Source organism: Oleiphilus sp. HI0043 (assembly GCF_001634935.1).
The window spans coordinates 1-18378 of the sequence record NZ_LWEY01001489.1; the positions used below are offsets into that span (position 1 = coordinate 1).

General features: G+C 44.7%; 17 protein-coding genes. 3 read left to right on the forward strand and 14 right to left on the reverse strand.

Features of this window, described 5'->3' with window-relative positions; all coding sequences use genetic code 11:
* The 8 genes from A3729_RS21160 to A3729_RS21195 form a co-directional block, all read right to left on the reverse strand.
* Window positions 1-225 (reverse strand): multidrug efflux SMR transporter (locus tag A3729_RS21160; RefSeq protein WP_068634254.1); only part of this gene is annotated, 225 nt, incomplete at its 3' end.
* Window positions 226-411: 186 nt separating this feature from the next.
* Window positions 412-702: a hypothetical protein gene (locus tag A3729_RS21165; protein ID WP_068511499.1), complete on the reverse strand. Its 291-nt coding sequence runs from the start codon at window positions 700-702 to the stop codon at window positions 412-414.
* A gap of 102 nt (window positions 703-804) precedes the next feature.
* On the reverse strand, window positions 805-1125 hold the full coding sequence (locus A3729_RS21170; protein ID WP_068634255.1) for a hypothetical protein: 321 nt from the start codon (window positions 1123-1125) through the stop codon (window positions 805-807).
* A gap of 89 nt (window positions 1126-1214) precedes the next feature.
* Window positions 1215-1529, reverse strand: coding sequence for a hypothetical protein (locus tag A3729_RS21175; RefSeq protein WP_068634256.1), 315 nt, complete (start codon window positions 1527-1529; stop codon window positions 1215-1217).
* Between the two features lie 99 nt (window positions 1530-1628).
* On the reverse strand, window positions 1629-2090 hold the full coding sequence (locus A3729_RS21180; protein WP_068553633.1) for a hypothetical protein: 462 nt from the start codon (window positions 2088-2090) through the stop codon (window positions 1629-1631).
* 91 nt (window positions 2091-2181) lie between these two features.
* Window positions 2182-2670 carry a hypothetical protein gene (locus A3729_RS21185; RefSeq protein WP_068553631.1) on the reverse strand — a complete coding sequence of 163 codons (489 nt, stop codon included), beginning with the start codon at window positions 2668-2670 and terminating at the stop codon, window positions 2182-2184.
* 1 nt (window position 2671) lies between these two features.
* Entirely contained in the window at window positions 2672-3268 is a 597-nt protein-coding gene (locus A3729_RS21190) for a hypothetical protein (protein ID WP_068553632.1), read from the reverse strand.
* 122 nt (window positions 3269-3390) lie between these two features.
* On the reverse strand, window positions 3391-3807 hold the full coding sequence (locus A3729_RS21195; RefSeq protein WP_156495027.1) for a hypothetical protein: 417 nt from the start codon (window positions 3805-3807) through the stop codon (window positions 3391-3393).
* Between the two features lie 296 nt (window positions 3808-4103).
* Here A3729_RS21195 and A3729_RS21200 point away from each other — a divergent pair, with 296 nt between their 5' ends.
* A complete protein-coding gene (locus A3729_RS21200) occupies window positions 4104-5087 on the forward strand; it encodes an integron integrase (RefSeq protein ID WP_068509422.1) in 984 nt (327 codons plus the stop codon).
* Window positions 5088-5143: 56 nt separating this feature from the next.
* On the opposite strand, the gene A3729_RS21205 is transcribed toward A3729_RS21200, so the two are convergent.
* Window positions 5144-6730 carry an ABC-F family ATPase gene (locus tag A3729_RS21205; RefSeq protein ID WP_082865111.1) on the reverse strand — a complete coding sequence of 529 codons (1587 nt, stop codon included), beginning with the start codon at window positions 6728-6730 and terminating at the stop codon, window positions 5144-5146.
* 204 nt (window positions 6731-6934) lie between these two features.
* Here A3729_RS21205 and mfd point away from each other — a divergent pair, with 204 nt between their 5' ends.
* Entirely contained in the window at window positions 6935-10390 is a 3456-nt protein-coding gene (gene mfd, locus A3729_RS21215; RefSeq protein ID WP_068553071.1) for a transcription-repair coupling factor, read from the forward strand.
* A gap of 74 nt (window positions 10391-10464) precedes the next feature.
* Here mfd and A3729_RS21220 read toward each other — a convergent pair whose 3' ends face one another.
* From A3729_RS21220 to zapE, 5 genes are all read right to left on the reverse strand, one after another.
* Window positions 10465-11640, reverse strand: coding sequence for a CaiB/BaiF CoA-transferase family protein (locus A3729_RS21220; protein ID WP_068509416.1), 1176 nt, complete (start codon window positions 11638-11640; stop codon window positions 10465-10467).
* An 18-nt stretch (window positions 11641-11658) separates the two neighbouring features.
* Window positions 11659-12804 (reverse strand): acyl-CoA dehydrogenase family protein, encoded by a 1146-nt coding sequence (locus tag A3729_RS21225; protein ID WP_068553075.1) that lies wholly within the window; start codon window positions 12802-12804, stop codon window positions 11659-11661.
* A 75-nt stretch (window positions 12805-12879) separates the two neighbouring features.
* Entirely contained in the window at window positions 12880-15033 is a 2154-nt protein-coding gene (locus A3729_RS21230; protein WP_197475970.1) for a 3-hydroxyacyl-CoA dehydrogenase NAD-binding domain-containing protein, read from the reverse strand.
* Between the two features lie 13 nt (window positions 15034-15046).
* A complete protein-coding gene (locus A3729_RS21235; protein ID WP_068511130.1) occupies window positions 15047-16255 on the reverse strand; it encodes an acetyl-CoA C-acetyltransferase in 1209 nt (402 codons plus the stop codon).
* Between the two features lie 276 nt (window positions 16256-16531).
* Window positions 16532-17644 carry a cell division protein ZapE gene (gene zapE / locus A3729_RS21240; protein WP_068511131.1) on the reverse strand — a complete coding sequence of 371 codons (1113 nt, stop codon included), beginning with the start codon at window positions 17642-17644 and terminating at the stop codon, window positions 16532-16534.
* A gap of 232 nt (window positions 17645-17876) precedes the next feature.
* On the opposite strand from zapE, the gene A3729_RS21245 reads away from it, so the two are divergent.
* Window positions 17877-18374: a YhcB family protein gene (locus A3729_RS21245; protein WP_068642351.1), complete on the forward strand. Its 498-nt coding sequence runs from the start codon at window positions 17877-17879 to the stop codon at window positions 18372-18374.
* Window positions 18375-18378: the final 4 nt, after the last annotated feature.

Sequence of the window (18378 nt, forward strand, 5' to 3'; positions counted from 1 at the left end):
TGCGATTAGAGTTACTAAAACTATGCCAAGCCCTGACCAAACTGCATATGCAATACCAACAGGGATTGATTTCAGAGTAAGTGAAAGTAAATAGAAAGCAGCGCCATAGCCAATAATAACAAGCAGCGATGGGGCGATTTTAGTAAAACCTTCACTAGACTTAAGACTGGATGTTGCAATTACTTCACAAATAATAGCAGCGGATAAGAATAACCAGTTTTTCACAGTTTTCTCCAATGTATATATTTTTCGAAAGATTAAACTAACCCTTTAAAAATGAACAGTCTTGTTCTTTTGGAGAGGCTGTGAGCACATGGGGCATCTAACGCCCAGCTAAACGGAGGAGTAACAATGGCGGCATTTTTGGAACAAAAATGATGCGATTGTTACGGAGTCCGTTTGAGCTGTTGGTTATGTGCATTTTTTCTTTGTTACTTTGATGTCAGTATAAGTATTCATGCAGCTAATACGCTGTTCAGTTTCACTTAGCTCTATTGAAGGCGGAATATCAAAGTGCAATCGTAAAGCTTCGAAGTTGATATCCTTGACCAAGTGACAAAAGTATCCCGTTCTGTTTACACCCCAAATATATTCGTTGGCAGACTTATTTCCTGAGCTAAGCAAAAACTCTACAACGAGGTTAAGATGGCTATAATCAGGTTCTCCTTTCTTAGGATACTCCAATATTTTTACTTTGCTCATTGCAAGAATTCCATTCATTAATACACATAACGCCTTTAGCTGCGGCGAGCGATAGCGAGTCCAGCCCCGGGGCTTTTTCCGGGGCGAGGCAGGCTAAACTTGTTAGAGTTGATTGAATACTTTTGCTGCATTGTTCTTAATTGATTCCTGGCAAAGCTCAGACTCTACGCATTGTTTAAGTTGAATTTGAAGAGACACGGACAAACTGCTTAAAGTTTCCCTAGCCTGAATAACATTGCCATGATCAATATCTTTGATTGCTTCGCTAACCAGCGAGCGATCTATTAAAGCTTGACCAGCAGTGCTAGACAACCACCTTGCCGTAGTATCTTTATTAGCAACTGAGTAACCGTAACCACCACCAATTAAAAAGGCTACGACTACTAGAATAACAATGGAGATTGCCTTTAATTTCTTTTTCATATTTTTACTCTAACGCTTTTAGCTGCGGCCGAGCGCAGCGAGGTCCAGCCCAAGGTTCCCTTGGGCGATGCAGGCTAAACTGGTTATGATTAACTTCCCCATTTATGTGCCCCAGATATAAACCAGCCTTTATCATTTTTGTCGAAATAGTAGGTAAAGCCTTCTTGGTTTTCTCTGCTTTCGAGCTTACCAGCCATTACATCTAAGCACTTGGGTGACCAGAAACTCATATATACGATAGTTTGGCCCTCTAATAAGGAAATGATTTTCGGCATTTCTTGGGACAAAAATTCTGGAGTAACACCTAATACTGGAAAGTGAGCTTTGGGCTTTCGGAATTCCTCACAGGCTTGAGAGGCCCCTGATAAAAGTAGTAGGAATACAATAAGCACACCTTTATACATTTTTACTTCCTTGATCATAACGCCTTTAGCTGCGGCGAGCGATAGCGAGTCCAGCCCAAGGCGTCCTTGGGCGATGCAGGCTAAACTTGTTAAGTTTGATCATGATGAGCAAAACTCGAAATATTTTTGCTTTAAGACGGTATTGATAATCTCATCGCGAGCCGATCCATGCAGTCTGATAGCTTCAGCAAGGACCGATAAATAAGGGTACAAAACTGCATAAGTGTTTAAAACTAACGGATCAAGAGTAACTTCTAGATATTCGCTAGTTAGTGTTTTCCAGCAAACTTTGATCGATTCTAACTCGAGATACAAAGTATGGACATAATCTGGAGAATCTTCATTTTGCGCGATTTCTTGGATTAATTTAGCAGCGCGACTAGCCAAGTGTATGCGGCGTTTATCATTTTCATATAGATCAATTATTTGTTTATCAATGTCATCACGTATACCATTTCTATCGACATCAGGTAAAAAATCAAGAGGCGCAAAGCCCGACATTTCGGCTTTAGCTGCGCTGCATACGATCAGTGCGGTAAATAATATTAAAATCCTTATCACTAAAGTAACCTTCCTTTATGAGACTTAACGCCGCGTTAACCGCGCGAGCCGAAGGCGAGTCCGGTTGAACGCTTGGTTAGAATTTCTTTATTTAGTACGTTTTAACTTCAAAATACTTTATTTTCTTGTTTTCAATAACTGGATCGATCACGTATATATTCCCAGCTTCCAGCCGCGCGATGATATTATTATCTTCTACTCTAGTTCGCTCCATTTCTGCGTATGCTTCAGAGCTTGCTACAATGGCACCAGTATCAACGCTTGCCCCCATGGCTCCGCCAGCAACACCTCCTGCAATAGCTCCTGCGATATATGCACCTTCATTGTACTTGTGACTGGTTACCTCAATTTCATACTCTCCGGGTTTGACATATAACCATCGTTTAGACTTTCCAGAAAGTTTTTCGCCATTAATTGACTTAAGTAACACTGTATAAATTGTTCCAGCCCTTTGTCCTTCACTGTATGTATACAAGATTGCTGACTCGCTTTTAGGGGTATTCTTTGAGACGTTGAAATAGCTAGAGGCACACGAACTAAGCAAGCTAGCGAGTATTGTTATTGAAAGTAGCTTGATCATCTTAATTTAACTCCAAATAATCCTGAGAAACATTATCCACTATAGAGGCAATATCGTCTCCAACATCGTCCGAACTCATAAATGGAATCATAGAAAACCCAGCCATTTGATACATATGACTTGAATACAAATGGCTAGACACAATTTGACCATTTTCAAATCGGTTAATTTTTACGAGCACATCGAAATCGGTGCTAATCATAGGTAGAACAAAAACTGACAAGCCACACCAAACTGCAGATAAATACGAAAGGGGATCAAAGTCACGACTTTCATCACCTGCGGTATTATCAACAATAGAAACAATTTCAAGATAACTCTGAGGAAGCTCATCTTTCTCAGAGAGAAATTTTGCTTTTATACCTTTTTTAGAAAAGCTTTCTTGGAGTGCATCTGCAACTAGCGTGTTAACCGTTGAATAGTCAGACCAATTGGCATAACTATTAATCTTAAGAAATACAGAATCACCAGTGTTAAATGTAGTTTGATCACCTTGAACATATTCTTCTTGGAAAGAACTTGAGGAAAAATGAGCGCAAGCTGGTAAAAGAGCAGAACAAACAGCAATGAAAATTAATATTCGTATTTTTTTAATCACTAATACTTCCTTTTGTGGATGATGCCTAAAAATTCTAACGCTTTTATAAACGGCGCGCGTGTCTTCGCGCGTCCAGTGCAGCCCACGTTCCTTTGTGGGCGGAACGAGGTTTGATAAACTTGTTACATGCTAAACTTCTTGGCAAAAGCTACCATTAACATACCACACAATATCACCCAAATAGCCAATGACTGTAATCCAATTTTACCAATTAGCTTGAATGCATTTGGTTTAGATCTGAAATACAATCTTGGATTACTATCATGAACCCACACCGTAAAAGGTGAACCTACACGATAATCTGTTTTGTCGTACATTGGGTCAATATGTATTTGCTCGATAGCAAGGCTATGGCGAGTCTTAATTTTGATATTGATCGATATAACAACATCAACGTCTTTTTCAACTTGAACGATCTCAGCCTCGACTGCCTGTGCTTTAATAACCTGCCAGTTATTTTTGACACGCCAAACCGCAATAGCTAAAGCTATAAATACAACAATTGAATTGTAATATAGTAGAAATTCAGTATCAGTCATTTTGGCATGTAACATTTGAATCTACGACATAAGGTCGTATATCCATTTGTCGTATATCCTTTTTTAAAAAAATTCTATATCACACGAATCCTACATCATTTCTGGAGTCCGATGAAGTCCAAAGTTTTTGCAATTTACAAAGTGCGACTCGTGTCGCCTATCCTTTTATTACAAGCCTTCATAATTATTTGTTTTTAAATAGCTTTTACCGTATTTTAACGGTAGCTATAGATATACGACAGGAGGTCGCTTTTCATAGCTATTTTGACTCACTCTTAAACTAAAGGATTAGTTTTATGGATGATATACCACTACCTCTCCCTAAAAAGCCCGTGCGCTTTATTGATCAGTTTCGAGCATTTATTCGTAGTAAACAAATGGCCTATAAGACCGAGAAAACCTATTGCCATTGGGTAATACGTTTTATTCGTTTTCACAACAAAAGGCACCCCAAGGAAATGGGGGCTGTCGAGGTCGATCAGTTTCTGAGTTCTTTAGCGCTCGATCAGAGCGCCGGGGTCAATACGCAGAAGACTGCGCTCAATGCCTTGGTTTTTATGTACCATAAGTTTTTGAAGATTGAGCTAGGTGATCTTGATTTCAAGCTGAGCAACCGGCCGCAAACAATTCCTACGGTATTTAGTCATGCCGAGGCGCTGGCGGTAATAGGTAAGTTAGATGGCGTTTACCTTATGCTAACAAAGCTGATGTATGGGGCTGGCCTTAGGGTCATGGAGGCGGTTCGTTTGCGGGTTCAAGACATCGACTTTGCAAATAACTGCCTAATAGTGCGTGAGTCTAAGGGGCTAAAGTGGCGGCGCACGCTGCTTCCCAAGTCCTTGATTGAGCCCTTAAAAGTTCAAATAGACTATGCACTCGCGCTGCACGCGAAAGATCTTGAAGAGGGCTATGGGGCGGTCTATCTTCCGGGTGCCTTGGCACGTAAGTATCCGAATGCTGCAACAGCCCCTGCATGGCAATACGTGTTTCCGGCGAATTCGCTTTCGAAGGACCCGCGAGCTGGTATTTATCGCCGTCACCATTTAGGTGAGCGTGCGGTTCAACGGAAGATTAAAGAGGCTTTGAAGCTCGCTAACATATATAAAAAGGCTGGCTGCCATACCTTTAGGCACAGTTTTGCTACCAACCTACTACGAGCGGGAACAGACATTAGGGCAATTCAGGAAATGTTGGGGCATTCCAATATTTCAACCACCCAGATCTACACACACGTTGTTGGCATACAGGAGCGAGGTGTCGTAAGTCCGGTCGATATATAACAATGCTAAAAAAGGGGCTTTACGCCCCTTCATTCAAAACCTTAAGAGCAAGGTTTTTACTGGGCCTGGCTCTCTAGGTATTCATCATAGTTACCGTTAAAGTCGACTATGCCATCAGGCGTAATCTCGATAATACGTGTCGCCAAAGATGAAACAAATTCTCTATCGTGAGAAACGAACAGTAGAGTTCCTTCAAACTTTTCTAGCGCCATATTCAAGGATTCAATAGACTCCATGTCCAAGTGGTTAGTCGGCTCATCCATCACAAGAATATTTGGCTTCTGAAGCATGATCTTGCCAAATAGCATCCTGCCCTGCTCTCCACCCGAAATCACTTTGACTGACTTGTTGATATCGTTCTGAGAGAAAAGTAAGCGACCAAGAGTGCCACGAATCACTTGTTCGTCATCACCTTCTTGCCCCCATTCACCCATCCATTCGAATAGATCTTTGTCTTCTTCGAAATCTGAAGCGTGATCCTGAGCGTAGTAACCAATATTGGCATTCTCAGACCACTTTATTGTACCAGCATCATGCTCGATGCTATTTGTAAGGCACTGAAGCATGGTGGTTTTTCCGATACCGTTAGGGCCAATAATCGCGATACGCTCGCCCACTTCAACCATCAGGTTAAGGTCTTTGAAGAGCGTTTCTTCATAGGTCTTGGTCAAGCTTTCAACTTCAAGCGCCATTCGGTGAAGCTTCTTTTCTTGGTTAAAGACGATGAAAGGGTTTTGGCGGCTCGAGGGTTTGATATCATCAAGCTGAATTTTATCAATCTGTTTTGCACGCGAGGTGGCTTGCTTAGATTTAGATGCATTGGCTGAGAAACGAGCGACAAAGGCCTTTAATTCTGAGATCTGTGCTTTCTTCTTCGCATTATCAGACATCTGGCGTTCACGTGCCTGAGTCGATGCAAGCATGTATTCGTCATAGTTGCCCGGATACAGACGTAATTCACCGTAGTCGAGATCAGCCATATGCGTACAAACACTATTTAAGAAGTGTCTATCGTGCGAGATGATGATCATCGTACAGTTACGCTCGTTGAGAACACCTTCTAGCCAACGAATGGTATTAATATCCAGGTTGTTGGTCGGCTCATCGAGCAGCATGATATCGGGTTCAGAGAAAAGTGCTTGCGCGAGTAAGACACGAAGTTTCCAACCCGGTGCAACTTCGCTCATTGGGCCATAATGCTGCTCAACCGGAATACCAACGCCAATCAGTAATTCACCCGCTCTAGATTCTGCACTGTAGCCGTCCATTTCAGCGAATTCAGATTCAAGCTCGCCTGCGCGAATACCGTCTTCTTCACTCATTTCAGGCTTGGCGTAGATCGCATCACGCTCCGCTTTGATTGACCAAAGCTCTTCATGCCCCATGATAACGGTATCGACAACACTAAACTCTTCATAGGCGAACTGGTCCTGCTTTAGCTTACCAATTCGTTCATTAGGGTCTTTAGAGACATTCCCCGAGGTAGGCTCTAAGTCACCGCCCAATATTTTCATAAAGGTTGACTTACCGCAGCCATTGGCACCAATTAGGCCATAGCGGTTGCCCTCACCAAACTTAACTGAAACGTTTTCAAATAACGGCTTTGCGCCAAACTGCATTGTAATATTCGCGGTAACTAACAAGGTATTGCCTCAAGATCTGGGTCATGGTTCAGCTATCTATTAATAGCGGCGCGAATTATGCCACAAAGAAAGCGCTTTCGTTAAACCAAAGCAAAGATTTTTGTATCTCGTTTGCTAAGGGCTTATATCGGGGTGCAATATTCCTCGATCAAAGCTATTATTCGCCCCTTATTTCTGCCGCCAATTCGAGAACAGTAACTTAGCATGAATGTCTCTTCTATTTCGTCAACGCTTATTCCTTCAGTGCCCGCTGACCATAAATACTGGGGCTCCATTCCTCAAGGTGCTAGCGCGGCGACACTTTACGAGTTACTTAATGAGATAGAAGGCTTTTGTTTATATATCGCTAAAGATTCGCAACAAGCCTACGCAATGGAAAGCGCGTTTAAATTCTTTAACGAAGGCAAGCATGAGGTTTATGTTTTCCCTGACTGGGAAACACTTCCCTACGATACATTCTCACCCCATGAAGATATTATTTCTCAGCGTTTGGAAACTCTCAGCAAGCTTCCTCTTGCTAAGCGCGGCTTACTTATCATCCCGCTTAATACGCTATTGCATCGTTTGCCACCAAAAAGCTTTTTGAACGCGCACACCTTTTCTTTAAAGAATGGGCAGACATTTGAGCTTGAAAAGTACCGCCGTATGCTTGAAGAAGTTGGCTACAGAAATGTTAATACCGTTTATGAGCATGGCGAGTACGCAATACGAGGCTCAATCTTTGACCTTTACCCTATGGGCAGTGAAGAACCCGTTCGTATCGAGTTGTTTGATGATGAGATAGAAAGCCTGCGTACATTCGACCCGGATAACCAGCGTTCAAAAAATAAGATCAAATCGCTAAAGATTTTACCTGCAAACGAATTCCCATGGGACGATAAAAGCCGCATGAGTTTTCGGAACCGTTGGTTAGAGCAGTTCCCAAATGCGGCATCAAACTGTCCTTTATATCGAGATATCAAAGACGGAATCAAACCACACGGCGTTGAATATTACAGCCCGCTGTTTTTTGAAGAGATGACAACACTGTTTGACTATTTACCTGAACAGTCACTTGTCATTACGCCAAGTGACATGCCTGAATTGCTAGATCATGTGTGGAGCGATATTAACGGCCGTTACGAAGATCGAAGGCACGATATCCAGCGCCCTATTCTTCCGCCTAGAAACCTGTTCCTGACAACTGACGAATTATTTTCTGATTTAAAGCAACACCCAAGGTTAACCTTATCCACCGCGAGATTAAGTGAAGGTGCAGGTAAATCAAACTTACCTTTTGATGTACTAGGGCAAGTAGGTGTCGATGACAGAAATACCGATCCACTCAGTGCGCTTAAAACGGCAATAGACGCCTTTGCCGGTAAGACGCTGATCATTGCTGAAACCGCGGGCAGACGTGAAGTACTAAGCGAGTTGTTCACACAGTACGCCTTCGCATTCGAAGACACTCAAAGCTGGCAAAGCTTTCTGCAAACAGACAGCCAGGTACAGTTAGTAACTGGCAGTTTGTCGCACGGCTTTATTTCGCAAGAAGCGTCACTTCAGGTTATCACCGAAACAGAATTGTTCGGCCAGCGAGTTGTACAGAGCCGACGCCGTAAGAAATCTAGTGATAATTCTGAAATGATGGTGAAAAACCTGACGGAATTATCCATCGGCGCGCCGGTCGTACATATTGATAATGGCGTTGGCCGCTATCGCGGTTTAGAAACGATCAAAGTGGGTGATCAAGTCGATGAGTTTCTAATGCTTGAGTATGCCAACGAAGCCAAGCTCTATGTTCCTGTATCTAACCTCAACCTTATTTCTCGATATAGCGGAACTGACGAATCACTCGCTCCGCTGCACCGTCTGGGAACTGAAAAGTGGAGTGCAGCAAAGCAAAAAGCCTTAGAGAAAATTCGTGATACGGCCGCAGAATTGCTCGAAGTTTATGCAAAGCGTGAAGCACGCTCCGGATTTAAATGTGATAAACCTGGTGAAGCTTACCGCGCCTTCTGCGCCAATTTCCCGTTTGAAGAGACACCCGATCAGCAAGCTGCGATTAAGGCAGTGCTTCGCGATATGACACGCGAACAGCCGATGGACCGGCTCGTCTGCGGAGACGTTGGTTTTGGTAAAACTGAAGTGGCGATGCGTGCCGCATTTGTCGCAACCTACTCGGGTAAGCAGGTCGCAGTGCTCGTTCCTACGACACTTCTTGCGCAGCAGCATTACGAGTCTTTCCAAGATCGATTTGCAGGCACGGCGGTTAAAGTCGATGTGCTATCAAGATTCAACTCTCCAAAAGATCAGGCTAAAGCGCTGGAAGACCTAAAGGCTGGAAAAATAGATATTATTGTCGGTACCCACAAGCTGATTCAAAAAGATGTTAAGTACAAAGACCTTGGTCTTTTGGTTATTGACGAAGAACATCGATTCGGTGTGCAGCAGAAAGAAAAGATTAAGTCTTTCCGCAGCGACGTAGATATTTTAAACCTTACCGCCACGCCAATACCGCGTACTTTAAATATGGCGATGGGCGGCATACGCGATCTATCGATTATCGCCACACCACCTGCTAAGCGTCTGTCAGTAAAAACTTTCGTTCGTGAGCGCGAAGATGCTTTGATCAAAGAGTCTCTCTTGCGTGAGATTCTGCGTGGTGGTCAGGTTTACTACTTATTTAACGATGTTAAAAATATTCATAAAGAAGCTGAGTACTTAACTAAACTGGTACCTGAAGCGCGAGTTGGCATTGCCCACGGTCAAATGCGTGAGCGTGAACTTGAAACCGCGATGTCAGACTTTTATCACCAGCGCTTTAATGTTTTAGTTTGCTCAACCATCATTGAGACCGGCATCGATATTCCTAATGCCAACACCATCATGATAGACCGAGCTGATAAGTTCGGCTTGGCACAGCTACACCAGTTACGTGGACGCGTCGGACGATCACACCACCAGGCTTACGCCTATCTCATGACACCCAGCTCTAAAAAACTTAGTGGCGATGCTGAAAAACGACTTGAAGCAATTGTTGCCTCGCAAGAACTTGGGGCGGGCTTCATGTTGGCAACGCACGACCTAGAGATACGTGGTGCAGGTGAACTATTAGGTGAAGAACAAAGCGGCCAGATTCAGAATATCGGTTTTACCCTATATATGGACTTGCTAGATCAAGCCGTTAAATCGCTTAAACAAGGAAAAGAGCTCGACCTTGAGAACCCAATGCATGGCACCGAGGTGAACCTGCGTATTCCCGCAATTATTCCTGACGAATATTTACCAGACGTACATATGCGTTTAGTACTCTATAAACGTATTGCTAACGCTGCCGATAAGGACGGCCTAAAAGACATTCAAGTCGAAATGATTGACCGCTTCGGTATGTTACCTGACGCTGTGAAAAACCTAATGCGTCAAACAGAGCTGAAGCTCAAAGCCGATCCTGTTGGCATCGATAAAATCGACGCAGGCGAGACCTCCGGTAGTTTTGAGTTTTCAAAAGACACGAAAGTCGACCCCTTGGCCATCGTTCAGCTAGTGCAAAAGAACCCGATAAAGTACAAGCTAGAAGGCGCCACAAAACTTAAGTTTGAGCTTGAGGCCAAGAACGCAGAAGAGAAATTAAGTGAGATTGAAGCGCTGATTGCGTTATTGAGCAAGGCCCCGACTTAGCCTCAGCTGTAGGCAGAGCCTTCCACGGCTCGCTGGCAGGTTAGCACGAGTCAGGTTCACAGCGAGATATATGCTTACTTAACACACTTCCCCTCTCTAAGCCCCTGAACTTGCTCATCACTATAGCCCAAAGACTTTAATACATCTGAGGTATCTGCCCCCAAAGGTCTCCCTGCTTGCTTTATGCCTTCAGACTTAAATGGCAATGCGCTATTTATTTGTTGAATCTCGTTGCCTGTCTCATCTACAGCGGTGGTAATCATGCCCCGCGCTATGAAGTGAGGGTGCGCTGCAGCCTGGTTGATACTCAATACAGGTTCTACACAAGCATCTAAGTTGCCAAAGACGTCATTCCAGTGAGCTTGGTCTTTTTCGATCACTTTTGCTGCAATTGCTGCCTTGATTTCTGTTTGGGTTTCGGCTCGTTGGTCGGCAATCTTATTCTGGTAAGCTGTCAAACCTAGGGTAGATAGCAAAACCATCGCGAAGTTTGGTTCCAGGCTACCGACCGAAATATACTTGCCATCTGCCGTCTGGTAGTAGTCGTAGAATAAACCACCGTTGAGCATCTCTTCGCCACACGCTGGGTCCTTGCCACTGACTAGCGCGTTGGCGCCGAACATCGTGCTCAGCGCCAAGGCCGCATCACTCATACTGATATCCAGGTGCTGGCCTTTTCCAGTAGAAGCACGTTCAATCACTGCGGCAAGAATCGCCATTACGGCATGATGTGAACCACCTGCAATATCGGCAACCTGTGTTGCAGATAAAGTGGGACCGGTTTCTTTTCTGCCAGAGAAACTGGCTAAGCCCGACAAAGCCAAATAGTTAATATCATGCCCTGCCCGATCTTTTAAGGGCCCTGTTTGACCATAGCCTGTGATCGAGCAATAGATTAATTTAGACTGAAACTTTACCAAGGCCTCATAATCCAGACCTAGACGCGCCATAACACCTGGTCTGAATTGCTCAATCACAATATCAAACTCACTCACCAACTTATGAACGATCTCTTTTGCACTCTCATGCTTTAAATCAACAGCAATCGTTTTCTTATTGCGATTAACGCTGGCGTGCGAGGCAGAAACCTTACCTACCATTGGCGGCAAGAGCTTTAGTAGATCGGGTCGCGTAGGTGACTCTACTCTTACAACCTCTGCGCCCATATCTGCCAACAATTGCGTTGCATAAGGGCCCGGTAATAAGGTGGTAAAGTCGAGAATCTTAATTCCCTTGAGTGGTTGTGACATTACTTACCCCTACTTCCTTTAGACCATCGAGCGGCCGATAATCAACTTCATGATTTCATTTGTACCAGCATAGATCTTCTGAACACGCGCATCTGCGTAAGCGCGCGCAACCGGATACTCCCACATGTAGCCGTAACCACCATGTAGCTGTAAACATTCATCTATCACGTCACACTGAATCTCGGTAGTCAATAATTTAAGCTTCGCTGCGGTCACCACATCTAGTTGCTTATTAATATGCAGCTCTAAGCATTTATCGACAAATACACGCGCCATCGTCAAGGTTGCTGACATTTCGGCAAGCTTAAACTGGGTGTTCTGGAACGATGCTATTTCACGGCCGAAGGCTTTACGCTCTTTAACGTATGCGACTGTTTGCTCAAGAATCGACTCTGCACTAGCGATCGCGTTTAAGCCTACCGATAGCCGCTCTTGTGGTAGCTCCTGCATAAGGTAGATAAAGCCCATGCCTTCAGCACCTAGCACGTTTTCTTTTGGGACTTTTACATCCTGGAAGAATAGCTCTGACGTATCCTGTGCCTTCATACCGATCTTATGAAGATTGGTGCCTTTTTCAAAGCCGGGTGAGTTTGCCTCAACTAACAGAAGGCTCGTACCTTTTGCGCCAGCTTCAGGGTTAGTTTTAGCCACCACGATAATTAAATCTGCTAACTGTCCATTAGTGATAAAGGTCTTAGAACCATTGAGTGTATAGAACTCGCCTGACTCGTCTAACACAGCATTGGTTTTCACACCTTGTAAGTCAGAACCGGTGCCAGGCTCTGTCATGGCAATCGCGGTCACAATTGAACCATCAACACAACCCGGCAGGTACTTTTGCTTTTGCTCTTCGGAACCGTAAGCCATGATGTAAGGCACCGCGATGTCTGAGTGCAAGCCAAAGCCGATACCACTTAAGCCGTAATTAGCAACTTCTTCATCGATCACCGCATTGAAACGAAAGTCACCTTCAACACCGCCGTATGCTTCTGGGACAGTTGGGCTTAAAAAGCCGTGTTCACCAGCCTTCTTCCATAGTTCACGAGATACCTGACCGTCTTTCTCCCATTGCTCGTGGTGAGGCACAGCTTCAGCTTCAAGGAACTTCTTAAACGCATCGCGAAACATTTCTTGTTCAGATTCAAATACTGTTCGTTTAATCATCTTTTTCTACCTTTCTTAGAATTATTCAAAGCTTGTGAGGCCCAAAACCTCACAAACTGGTTGATATAGATTTAGCTAGTCTTTGAACGTCAAATTGTCTCGGGCCATATCTTTAAGCAGTTGAGGGACTTCGTATCGCTCACCGCATTGCTGATGCAAGGCTTCGGCCCTTTCAATAAAAGACTCTAAGCCTGTTTGGTTGATAAACTGCAAGATGCCGCCCGTCCAGACCGGATAACCAATTCCCATGATGGAGCCGATATTAGCGTCTCGAACGCTGGTCAGTACTTTTTCTTCGACGCAGCGGACAGTCTCAATCGCTTGAATGTAAAGCAGGCGATCTTTGATCTCATCAACACTAACTTCACGGTCGGGTTGTTCGAACTTATCCTTTAGACCTGACCATAAGTGTTTTTTACCTTGAGCCGGATAATCGTAATAACCACCACCCGCAAGTTTTCCTGCACGTTCTAGCGCAAGCATCTTATTTACAACTTCATCGGCTGGGTGCGCCAGATAAGGTTTGCCTTCCGTTTCAAGATCCTTAATCGTTTGCTTACGAATCTTTTCCATCAAGGTCATGCTAACTTCATCGGTCACTGCCAACGGTCCTACCGGAAAACCTGCCAGGAAGGCTGCATTTTCGATCGCTGCGGCCGGTATCCCTTCACCCAACATGGCGATCCCTTCGTTTGCAAAAGTGCCGAAAACACGGGAAGTGAAGAATCCACGGCTGTCATTAACTACGATTGGCGTTTTACCAATTTGCAAAACGTAGTCATAAGCTTTGGCCAGTGTTTCATCTGAGGTCTTGTCACCACAGATGATTTCTACCAGCGGCATTTTGTCGACTGGCGAAAAGAAATGAAGGCCAATAAAGTTCTCTGGTCGCTCAGAGGCTTCCGCAAGACCAGTAATGGGTAAGGTAGAGGTATTCGAAGCAAATACAGCTGATGACTCTAATTGCGCTTCAGCTTCCTGTGTGACCTTTGCTTTTAGAATTCTGTCTTCAAATACAGCTTCAATGACTAGGTCACAGCCTTTCAAGTCCTGCGCATTATCGGTCGCCAGGATGGCGTTCATGGCAGCATCACGCTTATCACTGCTCAAGCGTCCTTTTTTCACTTTCTTATCAAGGATCTTCCGAGAATACTCTTTACCTTTTTCAGCATTTTCTACTGAAACATCTTTTAACACGACCTCAATGCCCTTAGCTGCTGATGAATAGGCAATACCTGCACCCATCATACCGGCGCCCAAAATTCCCACCTTACTCACCTTTGACGCTTCTACGCCATCAGGACGCGCTGCCCCCGCCTTGATTTCATTGAGTTGATACCAGAAAGTACCGATCATATTCTTCGCTACCTTGCTACAAACCAGCTCAACGAAATATCGTGTCTCAATGCGCATTGCCGAGTCGACATCAACTTGTAGGCTTTCAACCATTACCGAGAGAATCGACTCAGGAGCTGGCATGGTGCCTTTGGTTTTTTCGCGCATCATTGCGGGTGCAATCGGTAACATCTTCGCTAAGGCAGGCGTTGAAGGTTTTCCTCCTGGCACTTTATAGCCTTTTACATCATAAGGTTGTTGGGCTTTAGGGTTGGCTTTAATCCAAGCAATAGCCGAAGAAACAAGTTCTTCAGGTGTACCCACAATCTCATTGATCAAACCAAGGTCTTTACCTTTCTCAGGTTTGAACTGTTTGCCTTCGGTCAAAAACGGCAATGCCGCCTGAAGGCCTAAGAGACGAGACATACGGACAACACCGCCACCACCGGGCAACAAGCCAAGCGTCACTTCAGGTAGACCTAGCGTCACACCTTTGCTTAAAGCGACACGGTAATGACACGAAAGCGCAAGCTCCCACCCCCCCCCAAGTGCAGCGCCGTTGATACAAGCAACAACCGGCTTACCAGATGTTTCTAGCTCTCGCATTGCCAGTTTTAGGCGGTCAACCATCTTATACAGAACCGAGGCATTTTGACGTGTAGTTGCATAGAGGTCATCAAGGTTGCCACCGGCAAAGAAAGTCGACTTATTTGAACGGAATAGCACACCTGCGAAGTCTTCATCACGAAGTTGTTCGACTGCTGCGCATAAGGAGTCTGTAAATTCCTGGTCCATTAAGTTGGCACCGGAATTGGGCTTATCAAGAATTAAGTGAACGATATTATCTTGATCTTTTTCTACAATCACTGAACTCGTGTTGTTATTTATACTCACGGCCGTTCTCCTCTTAAACTCTTTCGATAATCGTTGCGATACCCATGCCACCGCCGACACACAAGGTCGCTAGACCAGTCTTTAAGTCACGCGCTTCGAGCTCATCTAGTAACGTACCCAAAATGATTGCGCCTGTTGCGCCTAAAGGGTGACCCATCGCGATTGAACCGCCATTAACATTTACTTTTTCTTCACTCACTTCTAGTTCGTCCATAAAGCGCATGACCACAGAGGCGAATGCTTCGTTCACCTCGAACAAGTCGATGTCCTTAACGTCCATGCCAGCTACTTTAAGTGCTTTTCGTGCAGCGGGCGCAGGACCTGTGAGCATAATCGTCGGGTCAGTTCCAACAACAGCTGTAGAAACAATACGAGCCCGTGGTTCCATACCGAATTTTTTACCAGCAGCCTCACTACCAATTAAGACAGCTGCAGCACCATCAACAATACCCGAGGAGTTACCAGGTGAATGGATGTGATTGATTGACTCAACTTGCGGATAACGCTGACGAGCAACACCGTCAAAGCCCATCTCGCCCATCATCTGGAACGAAGCTTTTAACTTACCCAAGGTCTCCATGGATGCATCCGCCCGAACCAACTCATCGTTCGCTAAAATTTCGATACCATTACGATCAACGACCGGCACCACAGATTTTTCGAAAGAGCCGCGTTCCCAAGCCGCCGCTGCTTTATGATGCGAACGCATAGCAAAGGCATCGACGTCTTCACGGGAGTATCCACCCAAGGTAGCGATCAAATCTGCACCAATGCCCTGCGGCATAAAACCCGTTTTAAAGTTCGTTTCGGGGTCCATTGCCCAAGCACCACCATCGCTCCCCATCGGGACTCGTGACATAGACTCGATACCCCCAGCGACCACGAGATTTTCCCAACCTGAACGAATCTTCATTGCAGCGGTGTTAACCGCCTCGAGCCCCGATGCGCAAAAGCGATTAAGGACAACACCTGCAACATCATCATTCCATCCTGCAGCCAATGCTGCAGTTTTTGCGATATCAGCACCTTGGTCGCCAACAGCGGTAACGCAGCCCATGACGATATCGTCAACCTCAGCTGTATCGAAACCATTGCGCTGTTGAAGAGCGTTTAATAAATCTGAAAGAAGTGTTACCGGTTTTACTTCATGAAGAGCGCCGCTCGCTTTACCTCGGCCCCGAGGTGTGCGAATCGCGTCAAATATTAGGGCTTCATTTGTCATTGTACTTATCCTATAAAATTTGTTCGTCCATTGAATGGAAAACGCATTATTAGGATAGCTGGCTAAGCGAAGGTCTCAATGATATTTCATAGCAATAAAGTTGATCATTTATTGCAAGCTTAGAAAGGGTCTACAGAAAACGCCGACTTTATAGGGGCAATAGCGTATCTATTTCTGTAGGCAGGGGGCTCGCTCCCTCGCAATGAATCTGTATGGTGTCTGCCCGAAGCCAAACCGCCTGCGAGTCGAGGAAGGCTCTGCCTACATTGAGCATTATTAAGCTTTATGCGCCTGTTCTAGATATTCGTGACTTTGCATTTCTAACAAACGGCTTTCTGTACGTTCGAACTCAAAGCTAAGTTTGCCGCCCTGGTAAATTTCATGGATAGGCGCTTCAGCAGAGATAATCACCTTAACGCTGCGGTCATAAAATTCATCAACCATATTGATAAAGCGCCTCGCCTGATCATCTGTATCGATACTCATCTGAGGGACGTTACTCACGATCACTGCGTGAAATTCTCTTGCGATCTCAATGTAGTCATTCTGGCTTCTAGGTCCATCGCAAAGCTCGGAAAATGTAAACCAAACAACATCGTCAGCGTGCCGTAGCGCTTTAAGAGGGCGACCATTAATCTCAAGCTCTAGCTCGTGTGAACCTGCTTCAACAGCGAGCTGTTTAAAGTATTTATCCAAATTGATATCGGCTTGTGCGTCTAAAGGAAAATGATAAAGCTCAGCCTGCTCAAGTGTACGTAAGCGGTAATCGTTACCGCCATCAACATTCACAACCTCGGTGTACTTGTTAACAAGATCGATAGCAGGCAGAAAGCGATCACGCTGTAGGCCATCCTTGTATAAACCATCTGGAACAATGTTTGAAGTACATACAAGGGAAACACCGTTCGCAAAAAGCTCTTGCATTAAACCGCCAAGAATCATTGCATCACCGATATCGGAAACAAAAAACTCGTCGAAGCAAATTATACGGGCCTCATCACTCAACTTCTTCGCAACGATATGCAATGGGTTCTTTTCGCCTTCAAGCGTAGTCAGCTCCTGGTGAACCCTTTGCATAAAGCGATGGAAGTGAATGCGCATTTTTTGCTCAAAAGGCAGGCTTTCATAGAAGTTATCCATTAGATAAGTTTTACCACGACCCACCCCGCCCCAGAAGTAAAGCCCTTTGACAGGCTCTGGCTTCTTTTTAGAAAACTTGTTAAACCACTTCCCGGCTAAGCGCTTGCGCTCTGCTTCATCTGAAATTAGATTTTCATACAGCGTTTGCAGTCTATCTACCGCCATTTTCTGTGCAGGGTCTTTAACGAAACCTTCCTTTTGCAAATCTTGTAAATAACGTTGCAAGGGAGAGAGCGGTAAAGACGACATATTCGAAAAATCCTAATACGAGTAAAACTAACTCTGGAAGCTTTTCTGTGAAACTTTTTTCAGAGGCCTAAAAAAGCGGCTATTTTGAGGCTTGTTGCCGCCTAGGTCAATTTTCGATTAAAAAACTATTTGCTATTGTCTTCAGACTAAAGAGGTTTTAGTATCAATCTATTATATTTTAGTTTTTTATATAACTAACATTTCTAGTTAGCCATAAGAGTGAGAGTAGTCTGTGAGCGAAACAATGATTCAACTTCTGTCGGGTGTGGGTCTGTTCTTTTTAGGCATTGTCGTGGGAGCGGTCTTTCATCGATCTGTCCAAGGCGAAGCAAGTAAGAATAAACGTTTGGAACAAAAATTAGCCGAGCTACAGGCTCGTCATGAAAAGTACCAGGCTGAGGTCAGTGAACACTTTATGGATACCGCGCAAGCTGTACACACCCTCAATAAAAGCTACCGAGAGGTGCATGAGCAGCTCGCCAAAGGCGCAAGCCGCTTGTGCAATGAAGAGCAAGCTGAAGATTTTCTCGCAATCGGCCAATCTAACGCAAGTACTGATAGTGCTGCACAGAAACCCCGCGCTGAAGTTTACACACCACCTATGGACTATGCTCCAAAGAATAGCGACGCCGACACAGGCACACTGTCAGAAACTTATGGCATTACTAAAAAAGAAGTTAGCTCGGAGCAAGAAGAAGAGCTGCTTGTTAAAGAGCCACCAAGAATCTAGGCCA

Bases quoted from the DNA above. Each gene is read 5' to 3' on its own strand.
- A3729_RS21165 (WP_068511499.1), bottom strand. From the start codon at position 702: ATGAGCAAAGTAAAAATATTGGAGTATCCTAAGAAAGGAGAACCTGAT.
- A3729_RS21170 (WP_068634255.1), bottom strand. From the start codon at position 1,125: ATGAAAAAGAAATTAAAGGCAATCTCCATTGTTATTCTAGTAGTCGTA.
- A3729_RS21175 (WP_068634256.1), bottom strand. From the start codon at position 1,529: ATGTATAAAGGTGTGCTTATTGTATTCCTACTACTTTTATCAGGGGCC.
- A3729_RS21185 (WP_068553631.1), bottom strand. From the start codon at position 2,670: ATGATCAAGCTACTTTCAATAACAATACTCGCTAGCTTGCTTAGTTCG.
- A3729_RS21195 (WP_156495027.1), bottom strand. From the start codon at position 3,807: ATGACTGATACTGAATTTCTACTATATTACAATTCAATTGTTGTATTT.
- A3729_RS21200 (WP_068509422.1), top strand. From the start codon at position 4,104: ATGGATGATATACCACTACCTCTCCCTAAAAAGCCCGTGCGCTTTATT.
- mfd (WP_068553071.1), top strand. From the start codon at position 6,935: ATGAATGTCTCTTCTATTTCGTCAACGCTTATTCCTTCAGTGCCCGCT.
- A3729_RS21220 (WP_068509416.1), bottom strand. From the start codon at position 11,640: ATGTCACAACCACTCAAGGGAATTAAGATTCTCGACTTTACCACCTTA.
- A3729_RS21225 (WP_068553075.1), bottom strand. From the start codon at position 12,804: ATGATTAAACGAACAGTATTTGAATCTGAACAAGAAATGTTTCGCGAT.
- A3729_RS21235 (WP_068511130.1), bottom strand. From the start codon at position 16,255: ATGACAAATGAAGCCCTAATATTTGACGCGATTCGCACACCTCGGGGC.
- zapE (WP_068511131.1), bottom strand. From the start codon at position 17,644: ATGTCGTCTTTACCGCTCTCTCCCTTGCAACGTTATTTACAAGATTTG.